This window comes from Albidovulum sp. (assembly GCF_008933605.1).
Taxonomy (GTDB): domain Bacteria; phylum Pseudomonadota; class Alphaproteobacteria; order Rhodobacterales; family Rhodobacteraceae; genus Albidovulum.
This window is the reverse complement of sequence record NZ_WBUS01000079.1, coordinates 1-15,982: the sequence shown is the minus strand read 5'-3', so window position 1 is coordinate 15,982 and position 15,982 is coordinate 1. Positions and strand designations below refer to the sequence as shown.

The 15,982-nt window shown below is 68.7% G+C and carries 17 protein-coding genes; 3 read left to right on the top strand and 14 right to left on the bottom strand.

Features of this window, described 5'->3' with window-relative positions:
- A partial coding sequence (locus F9K34_RS11475; RefSeq protein WP_291337104.1) for a hypothetical protein occupies positions 1–208 on the top strand: 208 nt, incomplete at its 5' end.
- Here the strand turns inward: F9K34_RS11475 and F9K34_RS11470 are convergent.
- Both F9K34_RS11470 and F9K34_RS11465 read right to left on the bottom strand, forming a co-directional pair.
- Positions 171–1,211, bottom strand: a complete 1,041-nt coding sequence (locus tag F9K34_RS11470) for an aldehyde dehydrogenase family protein (RefSeq protein WP_291337103.1) — start codon at positions 1,209–1,211, stop codon at positions 171–173. The genes F9K34_RS11475 and F9K34_RS11470 overlap by 38 nt on opposite strands.
- A 107-nt stretch (positions 1,212–1,318) precedes the next feature.
- On the bottom strand, positions 1,319–2,023 hold the full coding sequence (locus tag F9K34_RS11465) for a DUF1223 domain-containing protein (protein WP_436405738.1): 705 nt from the start codon (positions 2,021–2,023) through the stop codon (positions 1,319–1,321).
- Positions 2,024–2,237: 214 nt separating this feature from the next.
- On the opposite strand from F9K34_RS11465, the gene acnA reads away from it, so the two are divergent.
- Positions 2,238–4,988 carry an aconitate hydratase AcnA gene (gene acnA / locus F9K34_RS11460; RefSeq protein WP_291337101.1) on the top strand — a complete coding sequence of 917 codons (2,751 nt, stop codon included), beginning with the start codon at positions 2,238–2,240 and terminating at the stop codon, positions 4,986–4,988.
- 384 nt (positions 4,989–5,372) lie between these two features.
- Here the strand turns inward: acnA and F9K34_RS11455 are convergent, their stop codons facing one another.
- The 10 genes from F9K34_RS11455 to F9K34_RS11410 form a co-directional block, all read right to left on the bottom strand.
- Positions 5,373–5,912, bottom strand: a complete 540-nt coding sequence (locus tag F9K34_RS11455) for a DsbE family thiol:disulfide interchange protein (protein ID WP_291337100.1) — start codon at positions 5,910–5,912, stop codon at positions 5,373–5,375.
- Positions 5,905–6,060 (bottom strand): heme exporter protein CcmD, encoded by a 156-nt coding sequence (gene ccmD, locus F9K34_RS11450; RefSeq protein ID WP_291337099.1) that lies wholly within the window; start codon positions 6,058–6,060, stop codon positions 5,905–5,907. Before ccmD ends, F9K34_RS11455 begins: the two co-directional genes overlap by 8 nt.
- Positions 6,060–6,788, bottom strand: coding sequence for a heme ABC transporter permease (locus F9K34_RS11445; protein ID WP_291337098.1), 729 nt, complete (start codon positions 6,786–6,788; stop codon positions 6,060–6,062). Before F9K34_RS11445 ends, ccmD begins: the two co-directional genes overlap by 1 nt.
- 55 nt (positions 6,789–6,843) lie before the next feature.
- On the bottom strand, positions 6,844–7,500 hold the full coding sequence (ccmB, locus tag F9K34_RS11440; protein ID WP_291337097.1) for a heme exporter protein CcmB: 657 nt from the start codon (positions 7,498–7,500) through the stop codon (positions 6,844–6,846).
- 76 nt (positions 7,501–7,576) lie between these two features.
- Complete coding sequence (ccmA, locus tag F9K34_RS11435) at positions 7,577–8,215, bottom strand: heme ABC exporter ATP-binding protein CcmA (protein ID WP_291337096.1); 639 nt, start codon at positions 8,213–8,215, stop codon at positions 7,577–7,579.
- Positions 8,216–8,254: 39 nt separating this feature from the next.
- Complete coding sequence (locus F9K34_RS11430; protein WP_291337105.1) at positions 8,255–8,611, bottom strand: Mth938-like domain-containing protein; 357 nt, start codon at positions 8,609–8,611, stop codon at positions 8,255–8,257.
- A 12-nt stretch (positions 8,612–8,623) separates the two neighbouring features.
- Positions 8,624–9,598, bottom strand: coding sequence for a protein translocase subunit SecF (gene secF / locus F9K34_RS11425; RefSeq protein ID WP_291337095.1), 975 nt, complete (start codon positions 9,596–9,598; stop codon positions 8,624–8,626).
- A gap of 10 nt (positions 9,599–9,608) precedes the next feature.
- Entirely contained in the window at positions 9,609–11,273 is a 1,665-nt protein-coding gene (secD, locus tag F9K34_RS11420) for a protein translocase subunit SecD (RefSeq protein WP_291337094.1), read from the bottom strand.
- A 28-nt stretch (positions 11,274–11,301) separates the two neighbouring features.
- Entirely contained in the window at positions 11,302–11,640 is a 339-nt protein-coding gene (gene yajC, locus F9K34_RS11415; protein ID WP_291337093.1) for a preprotein translocase subunit YajC, read from the bottom strand.
- A gap of 173 nt (positions 11,641–11,813) precedes the next feature.
- A complete protein-coding gene (locus F9K34_RS11410) occupies positions 11,814–12,116 on the bottom strand; it encodes an antibiotic biosynthesis monooxygenase (RefSeq protein ID WP_291337092.1) in 303 nt (100 codons plus the stop codon).
- A gap of 206 nt (positions 12,117–12,322) precedes the next feature.
- Here F9K34_RS11410 and serS point away from each other — a divergent pair, with 206 nt between their 5' ends.
- Positions 12,323–13,615: a serine--tRNA ligase gene (serS, locus tag F9K34_RS11405; protein ID WP_291337091.1), complete on the top strand. Its 1,293-nt coding sequence runs from the start codon at positions 12,323–12,325 to the stop codon at positions 13,613–13,615.
- A 53-nt stretch (positions 13,616–13,668) separates the two neighbouring features.
- Here serS and der read toward each other — a convergent pair whose 3' ends face one another.
- Together der and F9K34_RS11395 are read right to left on the bottom strand one after the other, a co-directional pair.
- Positions 13,669–15,123, bottom strand: coding sequence for a ribosome biogenesis GTPase Der (gene der, locus F9K34_RS11400; protein WP_291337090.1), 1,455 nt, complete (start codon positions 15,121–15,123; stop codon positions 13,669–13,671).
- Between the two features lie 48 nt (positions 15,124–15,171).
- The coding region (locus tag F9K34_RS11395) for a PQQ-like beta-propeller repeat protein (protein WP_291337089.1) at positions 15,172–15,982 on the bottom strand (811 nt) is incomplete at its 5' end.

Genomic DNA, 15,982 nt, shown 5'->3' with positions numbered 1-15,982 from the left:
GAGCGATGTCACGCCTCTGCGCCAGCAATATCTGGATGTTAAACGTGAATACCCGGACTGCATCCTGCTTTTCCGGTTGGGCGATTTCTACGAAACCTTCGACGCGGACGCCGAGGTCGCCGCGCGGATGCGGCAGAGATCGGGGACGGCTGGACGCCGGACCGCAACCGCTACTTCGCGTTCGTGCCGCTTCCCTCGACCACCGTGAGGACCCGGTCCACGCTCGGGTCCTCGAGGACGTCGACGCCTCCGCCGATCCAGCGGACCTCCGCCCCCACCGCCGCGGCCTCGGCGACCAGAATCCGAAGCCGCTCTGCCTTCGCGGCGTCGATGATGCCGGTCATCCGGCTGCGGCCGGCGAAGGCGCGCTCCATCTCGGCCACGAGCCGGTCTCGGAAGGCCGCGGCATCGGCTGAATGCACCAGCACATGGTCCGGGGCGATGCAGGTCTGGCCGGCATTGGCGATCTTGCCCCAGGCGATGTCGCGCGCCGCCTTGGCGAAGTCCGCGTCGCGGCCGAGGATCGCCGGCGACTTGCCGCCAAGTTCCAGCGTCACCGGGACGAGGTTTCGCGCCGCGGCCTGCAGGACCCTGCGTCCGACCTCGGTCGATCCGGTGAAGACGAGGTGGTCGAAGGGCAGTCCCGCGAAGGCCGCTCCCGTCGCGGCCCCGCCGAGCACCACCACCACCTCCTCCGCGTCGAAAGCCTCGGCCAGCATCCGGGCCATCGCCTCGGCCGAGGCCGGGGCGAGTTCGGAGGGCTTCAGCATCGCTCGGTTGCCGGCGGCAAGGGCCGTCGCGAGCGGGATCAGCGACAGGCCGAAGGGATAGTTCCAGGGCGCCATGATCCCGACCACGCCCTTCGGCTGGCGGAACACCCGCGCGCGCCCGGGCCAGAGCGCGACGGGCACCGCGCGGCGTTCGGGCCGCATCCAGCGGCGGAGATTTCGTGACAGGTGCCGCGAGGCCTGCACCACGGGCCCGAGATCGAGAATCAGCGTCTCCGCCGCCCGCCGCCGGCCGAAGTCCTGCGCAGCGGCGCGCACAAGCTCGCCGCTCCGTGCCTGCACGGCAAGCCGGAGCCGCCGGAGATGAGCCTGACGCTCCGCGAGGCCGGGAGGCGGTCGGGCGAGAAAGGCGGCGCGCATTGCCGCCAGCCGCGCCTGCAGGCCGGCCTCCTCGTCGTCCGCCTGGCCCCTCGCGCCCGTCATCGCCCACGCCCTCCGCCTGCCCCGGCCGGACGAGGTAGCCATCCCCGCGCGCGCCCGTCAACGCGGGCGTCGGCGGCAGGGGGGAATGACGCTGCGACAGGCCCTGGCTAGCGCAGCGCCGCCGCGGCGATGACCGGGCCCGGCCCGGGCTCCTGCAGGATGACGACCACCGGGTCCCCACCCGGCGCCGCGACGGTGAGCGAGAGATCGGCCCGCCCGTCCCAGTCCACCACGCGACGCCATTCGGTGACGATGTTGCTGTAGTCGATCGCCTTGCCGGCGTTCTCGCCCTGGCGAATCTCCACCCGCTCGTGGGGCCGATAGCGCACGAGCTGAACCACGGCGCCCTTCGGCAGCTGCGCCGCCGCGGCGGTGACACGGACGCCGTCGCCCACGCGGTCGAGACGCAGCCCGACGGGCCTGGCGCGCGCCGCGTGGCGCGAGAGGAGCGCCGCGAGTTCGGCGGGCCGGACCCCGACGAGGTGATCCATCCCGCCCACGATCATCTGTGGCGTGTAGATGGTTCGCACGCCGGCCACCGCGGCATAGGCACGCTGGCGCTTGGTGAAGGCGGGGTTCCCGAAGGTGTCCTTCCAGCCGATGTAGTCCCAGTAGTCGACATGCAGCGCCAGCGCGATCACGTCGGCGCGCCCGGCGATCTGCTCCAGGAGCTCGTCCGCCGGCGGGCAGGAGGAACAGCCCTGCGAGGTGTAGAGCTCCACCACCACCGGACTGCCCGTGGCAGGCTGGGCAAGGCCCGTCCCCGCGAGCGTCAGCCAGAGGCCGACCGCGGTCGTGATCATCCGTCGCATGCGTGTTTCAATCCCCTTTTGTCACTTGATAGTCGAGCGCGCGGTCCGGCGCCAATCAAGCCTTTGCGACGGCGAGCGAGGACTGGACACCCCTTGCGGTTAATTGTGCACAATGGTATACAAACTGAGCAAATTCGCTTGAACGCCTTGTGACGTTGCGGCATTAGGCGTGCGACCCACCACCGAGCCAGCCCCACCCCGAAGGGAGATCCCCATGCCCATCGTCACCGGACAGGACACCGCGAAGACGCGCAAGACGCTCAGCGTCGCCGGCCAGACCGTCGCCTACTACTCGATCCCCGCGGCCGAGGCGGCCGGGCTCGGCACGTTCTCGCGGCTGCCCGCCGCGCTGAAGGTCGTGCTGGAGAACATGCTGCGCTTCGAGGATGGCGGGCGCACCGTCTCGGTGGACGACATCAAGGCGTTTTCGGACTGGGGCAAGGCGGGAGGCAAGAACCCGCGCGAGATCGCCTATCGCCCGGCGCGGGTGCTCATGCAGGACTTCACCGGGGTTCCCGCCGTCGTGGACCTCGCGGCGATGCGCGACGGAATCAAGGCGCTCGGCGGCGACCCGCAGAAGATCAACCCGCTCAACCCGGTGGACCTCGTCATCGACCATTCGGTGATGATCGACGAATTCGGCAATCCGCGCGCCTTCCAGCGCAACGTCGACCTGGAATATGAACGCAACATGGAGCGCTACGTCTTCCTGAAATGGGGCCAGAACGCGTTCCAGAATTTCCGCGTGGTGCCGCCGGGGACCGGCATCTGCCACCAGGTCAACCTCGAATACCTCGCCCAGACGGTCTGGACCGATACCGATCAGTACGGTCTGACGGTCGCCTACCCCGACACGCTCGTCGGCACCGATTCGCACACGACCATGGTCAACGGCCTCGCCGTCCTCGGCTGGGGCGTCGGCGGCATCGAGGCCGAGGCGGCGATGCTCGGCCAGCCGGTCTCCATGCTCATCCCCGAGGTCGTGGGCTTCAAACTCACCGGCCGGATGATGGAAGGCACAACCGCGACCGACCTCGTCCTGAAGGTCGTGCAGATGCTGCGCAAGCACGGCGTGGTGAACAAGTTCGTCGAATTCTACGGCCCCGGCCTCGACCACCTGCCGCTGGCCGACCGTGCCACCATCGCCAACATGGCCCCCGAATACGGCGCCACCTGCGGCTTCTTCCCGATCGACGGCGAGACGCTGCGCTACCTGCGCCAGACGGGCCGTGACGAGGCGCGGATCGCGCTCGTCGAGGCCTACGCCAAGGAGAACGGCTTCTGGCGCGGCGCGGACTACGATCCGATCTACAGCTCGACCTTGCATCTCGACATGGCCGAGATCGTGCCGGCAATCTCCGGGCCGAAGCGGCCGCAGGACTACACGCCGCTCAACATGTCCGCCAAGAGTTTCCACAAGGTCGTGAGCGACTATCGCGGCGTCGACACCTCCGAGGCGGCCAAGAACATGGCGTCCGAGGGCGACACGCTCACCGCGCCGAACGAGGTACTGAAGACCGCGAAGGTCGAAGGCGAGGCCTACACGATCCGCGACGGCTCGGTCGTGATCGCCTCGATCACCTCCTGCACCAACACCTCGAACCCCTATGTCCTGATCGGCGCCGGCCTGCTCGCCCGCAAGGCGCGCGCGCTCGGCCTCACCCGCAAGCCCTGGGTGAAGACCTCGCTCGCCCCCGGTTCGCAGGTCGTGTCGGAATACCTCAACGCCGCCGGGCTGCAGGAGGATCTCGACGCGCTCGGCTTCAACCTCGTCGGCTACGGCTGCACTACCTGCATCGGCAACTCCGGTCCGCTGCAGCCGGAAATCTCCAAGGCGATCGGCGACAACGACCTCGTCGCCGTCTCCGTGCTGTCCGGCAACCGCAACTTCGAGGGACGGATCAGCCCCGACGTGCGGGCGAACTACCTCGCCTCGCCGCCGCTCGTCGTCGCCTACGCCATCGCCGGCGACATGAACATCGACCTGACGAGCGAACCCCTCGGCACCTCGAAGGACGGCAAGCCGGTCCATCTCAAGGACATCTGGCCCTCGAACCAGGAGATCGCGGAACTCGTCCACGAGGTCGTCACCCGCGAGGCGTTCCAGACGAAATACGCCGATGTCTTCAAGGGCGACGCGAAGTGGCAGGGCGTGAAGGTGACGGAGTCGGAGACCTACGACTGGCCGCCGACCTCGACCTACATCCAGAACCCGCCCTACTTCCGCGGCATGGGCAAGGAGAAGGGCGCGATCCACGACATCGAAGGCGCGCGCATCCTCGCGCTTCTCGGCGACATGATCACCACCGACCACATCTCTCCGGCGGGCTCGTTCAAGCCGACGACGCCCGCGGGCAAGTACCTGACCGAGCGGCAGGTCGCGCCCAAGGACTTCAACAGCTACGGCTCGCGCCGGGGCAACCATGAGGTCATGATGCGCGGCACCTTCGCCAATATCCGCATCCGGAACGAGATGCTGGACGGGGTCGAGGGCGGCTACACGCTCGGCCCCGACGGCGCGCAGACCTCGATCTACGACGCCTCGATGGCCTATCAGGCGGCGGGCGTGCCGCTGATCGTGGTGGGCGGCATCGAATACGGCGCGGGGTCGTCGCGCGACTGGGCCGCGAAGGGCACCAACCTTCTCGGCGTCAAGGCGGTGATCGCGGAGAGCTTCGAGCGCATCCACCGCTCCAACCTCGTCGGTATGGGCGTGATCCCGTTCGAATTCGCCGACGGCCAGAACCGCAAGACGCTCGGGCTGAAGGGCGACGAGGTGATCTCGATCCACGGGCTCGAAGGCGACCTCAAACCCTTGAGCCTCGTGCCCTGCACGATCCGCTATGCCGACGGCAGCGAGAAGACGATCCAGATCAAGTGCCGGATCGATACCGAGATCGAGGTCGAATACGTCGAGCACGGGGGGGTGCTGCACTACGTGCTCAGGAACCTCGCCCGCGCCTGACACCGCTACGCGAACGCCGAGGCCCCGCCCGACCCCCGGGCGGGGCTCTGCCTTCAGCGTTTCCGACGATTCGGCTTCCGGCCGGCGCGGGATTGATCCGGTCCTGGCAATGATCCTCCGGCTTTGGCGCCCTTGTCGCAGCCTCCGCGAATAGGGCGGAAGCAAGGCTTTCAAAAACCTCCATATTTCATGGGGGTTTTGTGAAAGCCGCGAATTGTGCGCTTCGTCCCGGACTGCCGGCAGGGTATCAACCGCGCATGAGGATGCTGCGAACGAGACTGCTGTTCCTGCCGAGCATGCCGCTTCTGGAAGCGGCCGCTCTCCTCATCCTGATAGTCGCTTCGCAGATGCGTTGACGACCCGGGCCGTCGCGGGCGCAAGCAGCTACTCCGCGGCGGCCCTTTTCATTGCCGGCCGGATGTCGCTTTCCAGCACGCGCTCGGTGATCGGGCCGGGGAACCGCAGGACGACATTGCCGGCCCCGTCGATCACGAAGGTCTCGGGCACGCCGTAGAGCCCCCAGTCGATTCCCATGCGGCCGCTTTCGTCGGCGCCGATGGCGGCATAGGGGTTGCCGAGTTCCGCGAGAAAGCCGAGCGCCGCCTCGGGCTTGTCCTTGTAGTTCACGCCCAGGATCGTCACGCCCTCGGCCCTGAGCTTCTCGAGGTTTGGATGCTCCGCCCGGCAGGGCGCGCACCAGCTTGCCCAGAAGTTCACGAGCTTCACCTTTCCGTCGCGCAGGTCGGCGTCGGCGAAGACCGGGTTGTCGCCGAGCGGCATGACCGCCACCGCCGGCGCTTGTTTGCCGGCAAAGGCCGAGGGCAGCGCGTTGGGGTCCTCGCGGTTCATGCCCCAGACGAACATCGCCGCGAGGCCGGCGAAGATCACCGGCGGCAGCGCCATCAGCGGCGAAAGCCTAGCCATTGCGCCCCATCCGCTTTTCCTGCTCCTCCAGCCGCCGGCGCATCAGGGCGCCGCGCCGGAGCGTGACCCAGACGAGGGCGAGCAGCAGTACGATCGTCACACCGTAGGCGCCGAGAACGGTGCCGGCATACTTGCCAAGCTCGAGCATCACGCCATCCTTTCCCGCGCCTCGAGCGCCCGTAGCCGGCGCGCCCGGATCTCGGTCCGCGTACGCAGGAGGACGAGCGCGACGAAGAGGAGCACGAAGCCCGCCATCGTCACCCAGAGCGGCCAGGCGAAGACATCGGCCACATGTTCCTCCTTGTCGAGCGAGAGCGAGGCGCCCTGGTGCAGGCCCTGGTTCCAGAAGAGGACCGCATAGCGGCTGAGAAGCGCGAAGACCGAGCCGACGAGGCAGAGGACCGAGGTGAGGTCGGCCGCGGTATCGGGGTCCTCCACCGCCTCCCAGAGCGCGATGTAGCCGAGGTAGAAGAGGAAGAGGATGAGGAACGAGGTCAGCCGCGGGTCCCAGGCCCACCAAGTGCCCCACATCGGCTGCCCCCAGATCGCCCCGGTGAAGAGCGCGATCAGCGTCATGGTCATGCCGATGGGCGCCGCCGCCTTGGCGGCCAACACCGAGACATGGTGGCGGCGGACGAGCCAGATGAGCGAGGTCACGAGCATCATCGCCCAGCAGTTGATCGCCATCATCGCCGAAGGGACGTGGATGTAGATGATCTTGACGGTGGAGCCCTGGCGGAAGTCGTCGGGCGTGAAGAAGAAACCCCAGACGAGTCCGACAAGGAGCGTCAGCACGGCAAGACCCGTCACCCAGGGCAGGACCCAGGACGAGGTCTGCATGAACTTCTTGGGGTTCGCGTATTCCCAGATCGACATGGGCTGTAGCTAATCCGTCCCGGTGGCGCTCACAACAGTCATATCATGCACCTGCCTAGCGCAGATTGACGCGGATTGCCGCAGCCGCTGCAAACGGCAGGATCGCGACGGCGCCGAGCGTGATGCCCGCGAGCATGAGAAGCGGGGTTCCCGCCGCCAACCCCTCGGCCCCGCGCTTCGCCGCCTCGGCGCCGAAGATCAGCGTCGGGATGTAGAGCGGCAGCACGAGGAGAGAGAGGAGGAGCCCGCCCCGCTTCAGCCCCACCGTCAGGGCCGCGCCGAAGCTGCCGATCATCGACAGCGCCGGCGTCCCGAGCATGAGCGAGAGGGTGAGCCAGGAGAAGGCGGCCTCGGGCAGGTTCAGCAGCACCCCGAGTACGGGGGCCGCGAGCGTCAGCGGCAGGCCGGTGGTCAGCCAGTGGGCCGCCGCCTTCACCGCGACGACGCCCTCGAGCGGAATCGGTGCCGTCGCGAGAAGGTCGAGCGAGCCGTCCTCGCGGTCGAGCGCAAAGATCCGGTCGAGCGACAGGAGGCAGGAGAGGAGCGCGCCGACCCAGAGGATGCCGGGGGCGATCCGCGCGAGCGTGCCGCCCTCGGGCCCGACGCCGAAGGGGACGAGCACGGTGACGATGAGGAAGAAGGCGAGGCTGAGCCCGAACCCGCCGCCCGCCCGCGTGGCGAGCCTCAGGTCGCGGAGAAGGAGCGCTAGCATGGCGAGCCCCCCGCGCGGGGCCCTGTCCCGGGGCGCCGCCCCGGACCCCGGAGTATTTTCGCCAGGAAGAAGCCGGTCATGCGAAGGCCCCGTCGAAGGGATCCTCGAAGCCGTCGCCCCGCCCCGGCGCGGAGCGCTTCGCGCGGAAGCGGGCGAGGTCGAGCGTTGCGGCCTCGGCGAGGCCGAGGTCGATATGGGTTGCCATGAGCGCCGCGCCGCCCGCCGCGAGGTGGGCGCGGACGGACGCGGCGAACATGGCAACCGAGGCCGCGTCGAGCGAGACCGTGGGTTCGTCGAGAAGCCAGAGCCTGCGGCCGGTCACGAGCAGCCGCGCGAGGCCGAGGCGGCGCTTCTGCCCGGCCGAGAGGTTCTGCGCCGGGCGGTCCGCCAGTGCGCCGAGATCCATCGCGGCGATCGCCGGGGCGGTGTCACGCTGCCCGTAGATCCGGGCCCAGAAGGCGAGGTTCTCGGCCACCGTCAGCGTGGCCTTAAGCCCGTCCGCATGGCCGGCATAGGCGGCCCCCTCGGGAGGCAGCTCGACCCGGCCCCGCAGCGCCGGCTGGAGGCCGGCGATCACCCTGAGGAGCGTCGTCTTGCCGATGCCGTTCGGGCCGCGCAGGATCAGCGCCTGCCCGGGCGCGAGCGCGAAGGCGACACCCTCCAAGAGGGCGATGCCGCCCCGCGCGACGGCAAGGTCCGCGACGGTCAGCAACATGCGGCGGCGCCCGGCCGGAAAGGGATGCGGGGCATGGGGCTACCCGACCGGCAGGAGCGCCGCGGCGATCCGCCGTCCCTCGGACAGGAGCACGTTGTAGGTCCGCGCGGCGGCCGGGCTCGCCATAGGCTCGACGCCGATCCCCCGCGCCTCGAGCGCGGCACGGAGGTCCGCCGGCGGATGGGCGATGGAGGCGCCCGTGCCGAGGAGGAGCACGTCGACCTCGCCCTCGAGCGCGAGGAGCGGCGCCGTCTCGTCGAAGCCACCCCAGATCCGCGCCCCACCGGCGGTGACGAGCACCGCGCCGTGGAGGACCTCGCCGCCGATGCGGAAGAAGCCGGGCCCGTAGCCGTCGATCGGCCGGGCCTGCCCGAAGCTGATCTCGGTGAGCCGGATCATCGCGCGACGCTACTTGACGTTGGCGAACTGGGTACCGGCGGGGCCGTCGTCCTTCTTGCCCCAGTCGCGCTTCACGCCGAGCATGAGGATCACGTTCTTGGCCACATAGACCGAGGAATAGGTGCCGACGATGACCCCCCAGGTCATCGCGAAGACGAAGCCGCGGATCACGTCGCCGCCGAAGACGAGAAGCGCGATGAGCGCGATGAGCGTAGTGCCCGAGGTCATCACCGTTCGGCTCAGCGTCTCGTTGACGGAGAGGTTGCAGAGGTCGCGCAAGGGCGTCGTCTTGTACTTGATCAGGTTCTCCCTCAGCCGGTCGAAGACGACCACGGTGTCGTTGATCGAATAGCCGAGGATCGTCAGCAGCGCCGCGATGATCGTCAGGTCGAACTTGAGCTGGAAGAGCGAGAAGATGCCGATGGTCAGGGCGATGTCGTGGACGAGGGCGACGACCGCGCCCACGGCGAACTGCCATTCGAAGCGGAGCCAGATGTAGAAGCAGATCGCCGCCGTGCCGGCGAGGACCGAGAGGATCGCGGTCCTGATCAGCTCTCCCGAGACCTTGGGGCCGACCGATTCGACCGAGAGGAAGGTGATCGACGGATCGACGCCCTGCAGCGCCGCCTCGACCTTGGCAATAACCTCGGGCGTGATCGCCTCGTCGCCCTCCTGCGCCTGGATGCGCAGCATGGCGACGTGCTGGTCTTCGCGGAACGTCGGGTCGAAGACCTCGGTGATCGAGACATCGCCGAGGTTCAGGGGCGCGACCGCCGCGCGATAGGCGCCGACATCGACCGCTTGCGTCGATTCCGTGCGGATCGTCGTGCCGCCGCGGAAGTCGATGCCGAAGTTCAGCCCCATCACGATCGTCAGGACGATCGCGGCGAGGACGAGCGCGATCGAGCCCCAGAAGGTCACCGCCTGCCAGCGGAAGAAGTCGATGTTGGTCTTTTCGGGAACGAGCTTGAGACGGAAGGCCATGGCGGTTCCCTCACACAGTGATCGACTTGGGGCGCTTGCGGTCGAACCAGGCGGCGACCATCACGCGGGTGACGTAGATTGCGGTGAAGACCGAGGTCACGAGACCCACGACGAGCGTCACCGCGAAGCCCTTCACCGGGCCGGAGCCGAGGAAGAAGAGGATGAGGGCGGTGATGAAGGTGGTGATGTTGGCGTCGATGATCGCCGACATTGCCTTCTCGTAGCCGAGTTCGATGGCACGCGCCGCTCCCTTCGCGGTCCTGAGCTCTTCACGGATGCGTTCGAAGACGAGGACGTTGGCGTCAACCGCCATGCCGATCGTCAGCACGATGCCCGCGATCCCCGGCAGCGTCAGCGTCGCGCCGATGCTCGACAGGATGCCGAAGATCATCGCCATGTTGATCGTGAGCGCGATGGTGGCGAAGACACCGAAAAGCCCGTAGCTCGCGATCATGAGGGCGACGACGGCGACAAAGCCCACCGCGGCGGCGATGCGGCCGGCGTCGATCGAATCCTGGCCGAGCTCCGGCCCGATGGTGCGTTCCTCGAGAAAGTTCATCTTCGCGGGCAGCGCGCCGGCGCGCAGCAGGACCGCGAGCTGGGTCGAGGTCTCGACGGTGAAGTTGCCGGTGATGATGCCCGAGCCGCCGGGGATGTGCTGGTTGATCCGGGGGGCGGAGATCACCTCGTTGTCGAGCACGATGGCGAAGAGCTGGCCGACATTGGCGGCGGTATAGTCGCCGAACTTGCGCGCCCCCGTCGGATTGAAGCGGAAGGAGACGGCGGGCCGGCCGTTCTGGTCGAAGTCGGGCCGCGCGTCGGTCAGTTCCTCGCCGGTCACGACGGGCGTGTCCTCGAGCGTGTAGAAGACGCCCTGTTCGTCGAGCGACGGCAGGATCTCCTGCCCCGGTTTCGCGATGGCGCTGCCGTCGGTGCCGCGGCCGACGACGGGCTGGAAGGTCAGCTGCGCGGTGGTCCCGATCAGGTCCTTCAGTTCGGATGCAGAGCCGATGCCGGGAACCTGGATCAGGATGCGGTCGGCGCCCTCGCGCTGGATCGTCGGTTCGCGCGTGCCGACCTCGTCCACCCGGCGGCGGATGATTTCCAGCGACTGCTGCATCGTGCGGTCGTCGGTAGCGGCGCGCTCGGCCTCGGAAAGCCGGATGATCAGCTCATTGCCCTCGGCGGTCACCTCGAGATCGGACTGGCCCACCCCGGTCAGCGTCACGACCGGGCTCGCGAGCCCCCGCGCGACCTCCACCGCCTTCGCCATCGCCTCGGGCTTCTCGATCTGGATGCGCAGTTCCGACGGGTCGGAGGGCGCGCGGCGGATGCCGCCGATCTCGCCCCGCGCCTCGGCGAGCGCGCGGCGCATCTCGGGCCAAAGCGCGTCCATCCGGGCCTTGTAGACATCGGCCACCTGGACCTCGGCCAGAAGATGCGCGCCACCCCTGAGGTCAAGCCCGAGGTTGACGATCGCCGAGGGCAGCCACGATGGCCAGAGCGCCCGGTCGGCCGCCTGCGCCTCTGTCTCGAAACCCGCCCGCTCGGCAGCGACGACGGCGTCGTTGTGCCGTTCGGCACGGGCGTAGAAGGCGTTCGGCAGCGCCGTCAGGAGGCCGAGGGCGCAAAGCCCCCCGATCACGATCCGCTTCCAGAGGGGGATGTGCAGCATGCTCGGCTCTCGTCAGGGGCGGCGGGGCTCAGCCGGCGTTGGCGGCCGGTTCGGTCTTCGACAGGACCTGGGATACGGTGGAGCGCACGACGCGCACCTTCACGCCATCGGCGATCTCGACCTCGATCTCGTTCTCGCCCTCCTTAACCCGGCTCACCTTGCCGATGATGCCGCCCTGCGTCACCACCTGGTCGCCCCGGCGCAGCGCCTCGACCATGGCCCTGTGTTCCTTCATCTTCTTCTGCTGCGGGCGGATCATGAGGAAGTACATGATCAGGAAGATGAGGATCAGCGGCAGGAACTGGACCATTGCGCCGGCGCCGCCGGCGCCGCCCGCGGCCTGGGCATAGGCGGGAGTGATGAGCATGAGTGCGTCCTTCTGGATGGGGGGCGCTGGTCCGCCCTGTAGGTCGCGGCGGAACCTATAGTCGCCGGGGCCCGTTTGCAAGGCGGGCACGCGCGCCCCGACGAGGCTCCGCCGTCCGGGGCAGCACGAGGCCGCCCTGTCCTTGCGTCAACCACCGCGACACGTCAACCCCGTCAGGCGGTCCGCTCCAGCACCACCTCGCCCGAGCGCGGTTCGGTGACGCCGAGCCCGGAGCCGAGGTCTTCCAGGTCGTCGCGGAAGGTGTCGAGCATCCCGATCATTGCCGGCCGCGCCGCGGCGAGCGCGGCCATGCTTTCCCAGTGCCCTAGCACGAGGTATTCCCGCTCGCCGGTCTTGACGATGCGGAACGACTTCATCCCGTTGAGCGCGCCGAGCGACCGCTCGCCGTGAAACCGCAGGAACGCGTCCTCGCGCCCCGCCTTCACTCGCATCCGCACGACATTCATCGCCGTCATGTCGACCTCCCTGGTCCTGGCCGGGCAATGTCCGGAGACACCACCGCCATCCTGCGGCCCGCACCCGACCCTCGGTCGCGCCGGACGGGAGCGAGGATAGCACGAAGGCGGCCCCCGCGCATCCGCGCCTCGGACCGGCGATTTCGCGGTTTTCCTCTGCCCGGGCTTGGGGCATAAGTCGCGCGAACGCGCCTCAGAGGTGAGCCATGCACGATATCCGCGCCATCCGCGAAAATCCTGAAGCCTTCGACGCGGCGCTGACGCGCCGGCCGGGGGCGGCGCCGATGTCGCGGGAGATCCTCGCCATCGACGAGGCTCGGCGGGCGGCAATTCTCCTTTCCGAGCAAGCCCAAGCGGAGTTGAACGGGCTCAGCAAACAAGCCGGCGCAGCGAAAGCTGCGGGTGATGAGAAAGCGTTCGAGACAATCCGAGAAGGTATTGCGAAGCGCAAAGCGCAGATTGCGGACCTTGCGGCAACCGCAAAGGATGAAGACGAGCGCCTTCAGGATCTCCTCCTTACCATCCCCAACCTGCCGTTGGCGGAGGTGCCCGAGGGCGCGGACGAAACCGGCAACGTGGAAATCCGCCGCTGGGGCACGCCACGCCGCTTCGACTTCGCGCCCCTGGAACATTTCGACATCGCCGGCGTGAAGCCGGGCATGGACTTCGAGACGGCGGCGAAGCTCTCGGGCGCGCGCTTCGTCCTCCTGCGCGGCGCGGTGGCCCGCATCCACCGCGCGCTCGCCCAGCTCATGCTCGACCTGCACACGGGCGAACATGGCCTGACCGAGACTTGGACGCCGGTCCTCGTCAAGGGCGAGGCGATGTATGGCACCAACCAGCTCCCGAAATTCGCCGAGGACAGCTACCAGACGACGAACGGCTGGTGGCTGATCCCTACGTCCGAGGTGACGCTGACCAACACCGTCGCGGGCGATATCCTCGACGGGGCCGCCCTGCCCATCCGCATGACGGCGCACACCCAGTGCTTCCGCTCGGAGGCCGGCAGCGCCGGCAAGGACACCGCCGGGATGCTGCGCCAGCACCAGTTCGAGAAGGTCGAGATGGTGTCGATCACCACGCCCGAGTCCAGCCTTGCCGAGCACGAACGCATGACGAAATGCGCCGAGGCGGTGCTGGAACGGCTGGGCCTGCCCTACCGGACCGTCGTGCTCTGCACCGGCGACATGGGCTTCGGCGCGCAGAAGACCCATGACCTCGAAGTCTGGCTGCCCGGCCAGGACCGCTACCGCGAGATCTCGTCGGTCTCGGTCTGCGGCGACTTCCAGGCCCGGCGGATGAACGCGCGCTTCCGGCCGGCGGGCGGCAAGCCGGAGTTCGTCCATACTCTGAACGGCTCCGGCCTCGCCGTCGGCCGCTGCCTGATCGCGGTTCTGGAGAACGGACAGGAGGCCGACGGCTCGGTCACGCTGCCCGCGGCGCTCGTGCCCTGGCTCGGCGGCAAGACCCGGCTGACGGCGGCGGGGCAACTGGTCTGACGGCGGCGGGGGTTTCACCCCCCCGCCCGCGGGCCTTCGGGGCACGCGGAAGCTCAAGCCTTCTTCCGCTCGACGTGCTTTCTCAGCCGCGAGGGCGTCGACTTCTTGCGATCCTTGAAGGGGTTCTTGTCGCCCTGATCGCGGAAGGTCAGCCGCACCGGCGTTCCCGGCATGTCAAAGTCGGCGCGCAACCCGTTGACAAGATAGCGGGAATAGCTTTCCGGCAGCTTGTCGGCATGGCTGCACATGACGACGAAGGCGGGGGGCCGCGTCTTCACCTGCGTCATGTATCTGAGCTTGATCCGCCGCGCGCCCGGCGCCGGCGGCGGATGCGCCTCGGTCATCGCCGTCAGCCACTGGTTCAGCTTCGCCGTCGTGATGCGGCGGTTCCAGACGTTATAGGCCTTCAGGGTCGCCGCATGGAGACGGTCGAGCCCGCGCCCCGTCTTCGCAGAGACCGTGACAAGCGGCGCCCCCTTCAGCTGTGGCAGGAGTCGCTCGAAGGCCTCGCGCAGTTCCTTCAGCTTCTCGGTCTTGTCCGCTTCCAGGTCCCACTTGTTCACCGCCACGACGACCGCCCGGCCCTCGGTCTCGGCGAAGTCGGCGATCCGCAGGTCCTGCTGCTCGAACGGGATGCCGGCATCGAGAAGCACCACAACGACTTCCGCGAAGCGCACCGCCCGAAGCGCGTCGGCCACGGACAATTTCTCCAGCTTGTCAACGACTTTCGCGCGTTTCCTCATGCCCGCGGTGTCGAAGATGCGCACCGGCGTGCCGAGGTAGTCGGCCGTCACCGAGATCGCGTCGCGGGTGATGCCCGCCTCCGGCCCGGTCAGCAGACGCTCCTCTCCGACGATCTTGTTGATGAGCGTGGACTTGCCGGCGTTCGGGCGGCCGATCACCGCGATCTGCAGCGGCTTGTCCCGCGTCGGCTTGCGCGGGCCCTCCCCGGCCGTCTCGTCGGTCACCTCGACATCGACCTCGGGCGCGTGGACCGAGGCCTTCGCCTCGACCTCCTCGGCGATGGGGCGCAGGATGTGGTAAAGCTCGTCCATCCCCTCGCCATGCTCGGCCGAGAGCCGGACCGGCTCGCCGAGCCCCAGCGACCAGGCGTCGAGCACACCCGCCTCGCCCGCGTTCCCTTCCGCCTTGTTGGCGGCGAGGATGACATGGGCGTTCTTCTTCCGGAGGATGTCGGCGAAGGTCCGGTCCTGCGCGGTCACGCCGGCACGCGCGTCGATGACGAAGAGGCAGACATCGGCCAGTTCCACCGCCCGCTCGGTCAGCCGCCGCATCCGGCCCTGGAGGCTGTCGTCGGTGACGTCCTCGAGCCCGGCCGAGTCGATGGCGATGAACCGGAGGTCGCCGAGCTTCGCCTCGCCCTCGCGCAGGTCGCGCGTCACGCCCGGCTGGTCGTCGACGAGCGCGAGCTTCTTGCCGACGAGCCGGTTGAACAGCGTCGACTTGCCGACGTTGGGTCGCCCGACGATGGCGAGGGTGAAGCTCATCCCTTTGGTCCTTCCGGTTCGAAGCGGCGCTTCTACACCGACTGCGCGTCAGCGGAAAGCCCGAAGCTTTCCGTCCTTGGTGACCACATAGAGAACGCCGCCCGCGACCGCCGGGGCCGAGGCCGCGCCGCCGGGGAGATCCACCGTAGCCGCGAGTGCGCCGGAGGCCGGGTCGAAGGTGCGGATGAGCCCGTCCGAGGACGCCACGACAAGCCGCCCGCCCGCAAGCACGGGTCCGAAATGCGCGACGATGGCCTTGCGGCGCTTGTCGCGGTCCTTGGTGAAATAGGGCATGTCAACACGCCAGATTTCCTCGCCGGTGGAGGCGTTCAGGCGAACCAGCTGATCCTCGTCGTTGACCAGGAAGACCGAGTCCCCCGCCACCGCTACCGGGCTCAAGGCACCGTCGCGGGCGGACCAGAGCGTCAGGCCGGTGTCGGCGTTTACCGCAGCGAGCCGCCCGGCCGAGGTGCCGGCATAGACGACGCCCCCCGCGATGACGGGATCGCCCGTCAGGTCGGAATAGGCGGCATAGGCACGCCCCCGGCGCTGCCCCGCGACCTGGGCGCCCCAGAGGCCGGTGCCCGAATCCTTCGCCACCGCGACCATCTGGCCCGACGAGAAGGGAAAGATCACCTGCCGCGCGTCGACCGCCGGGGCGGCCACGCCCATGACCCCCGCCGTGGAGGGGGTGCCGGGCAGGGTCCATTCTACCTTGCCGTCCGAGGCGCGGACCGCCCAGGCCGAGGCATCGCGCGCCACGACATAGACGCGGCCATCCGACACCGCCGGCGCCCCGCCCACCGCGGCGTCGAGCCGCTGGCGCCAGGCCACGCCGCCCGTCGCGGGGTCCAGCGCC

What these genes read in the sequence shown, in the direction of transcription:
- acnA (WP_291337101.1), top strand. Translation starts at nt 2,238, where the DNA reads ATGCCCATCGTCACCGGACAGGACACCGCGAAGACGCGCAAGACGCTC.
- der (WP_291337090.1), bottom strand. Translation starts at nt 15,123, where the DNA reads ATGAGCTTCACCCTCGCCATCGTCGGGCGACCCAACGTCGGCAAGTCG.
- F9K34_RS11410 (WP_291337092.1), bottom strand. Translation starts at nt 12,116, where the DNA reads ATGACGGCGATGAATGTCGTGCGGATGCGAGTGAAGGCGGGGCGCGAG.
- serS (WP_291337091.1), top strand. Translation starts at nt 12,323, where the DNA reads ATGCACGATATCCGCGCCATCCGCGAAAATCCTGAAGCCTTCGACGCG.
- secF (WP_291337095.1), bottom strand. Translation starts at nt 9,598, where the DNA reads ATGGCCTTCCGTCTCAAGCTCGTTCCCGAAAAGACCAACATCGACTTC.
- ccmA (WP_291337096.1), bottom strand. Translation starts at nt 8,215, where the DNA reads ATGTTGCTGACCGTCGCGGACCTTGCCGTCGCGCGGGGCGGCATCGCC.
- F9K34_RS11465 (WP_436405738.1), bottom strand. Translation starts at nt 2,023, where the DNA reads ATGCGACGGATGATCACGACCGCGGTCGGCCTCTGGCTGACGCTCGCG.
- F9K34_RS11470 (WP_291337103.1), bottom strand. Translation starts at nt 1,211, where the DNA reads ATGACGGGCGCGAGGGGCCAGGCGGACGACGAGGAGGCCGGCCTGCAG.
- yajC (WP_291337093.1), bottom strand. Translation starts at nt 11,640, where the DNA reads ATGCTCATCACTCCCGCCTATGCCCAGGCCGCGGGCGGCGCCGGCGGC.
- secD (WP_291337094.1), bottom strand. Translation starts at nt 11,273, where the DNA reads ATGCTGCACATCCCCCTCTGGAAGCGGATCGTGATCGGGGGGCTTTGC.
- ccmB (WP_291337097.1), bottom strand. Translation starts at nt 7,500, where the DNA reads ATGCTAGCGCTCCTTCTCCGCGACCTGAGGCTCGCCACGCGGGCGGGC.
- F9K34_RS11455 (WP_291337100.1), bottom strand. Translation starts at nt 5,912, where the DNA reads ATGGCTAGGCTTTCGCCGCTGATGGCGCTGCCGCCGGTGATCTTCGCC.
- ccmD (WP_291337099.1), bottom strand. Translation starts at nt 6,060, where the DNA reads ATGCTCGAGCTTGGCAAGTATGCCGGCACCGTTCTCGGCGCCTACGGT.
- F9K34_RS11445 (WP_291337098.1), bottom strand. Translation starts at nt 6,788, where the DNA reads ATGTCGATCTGGGAATACGCGAACCCCAAGAAGTTCATGCAGACCTCG.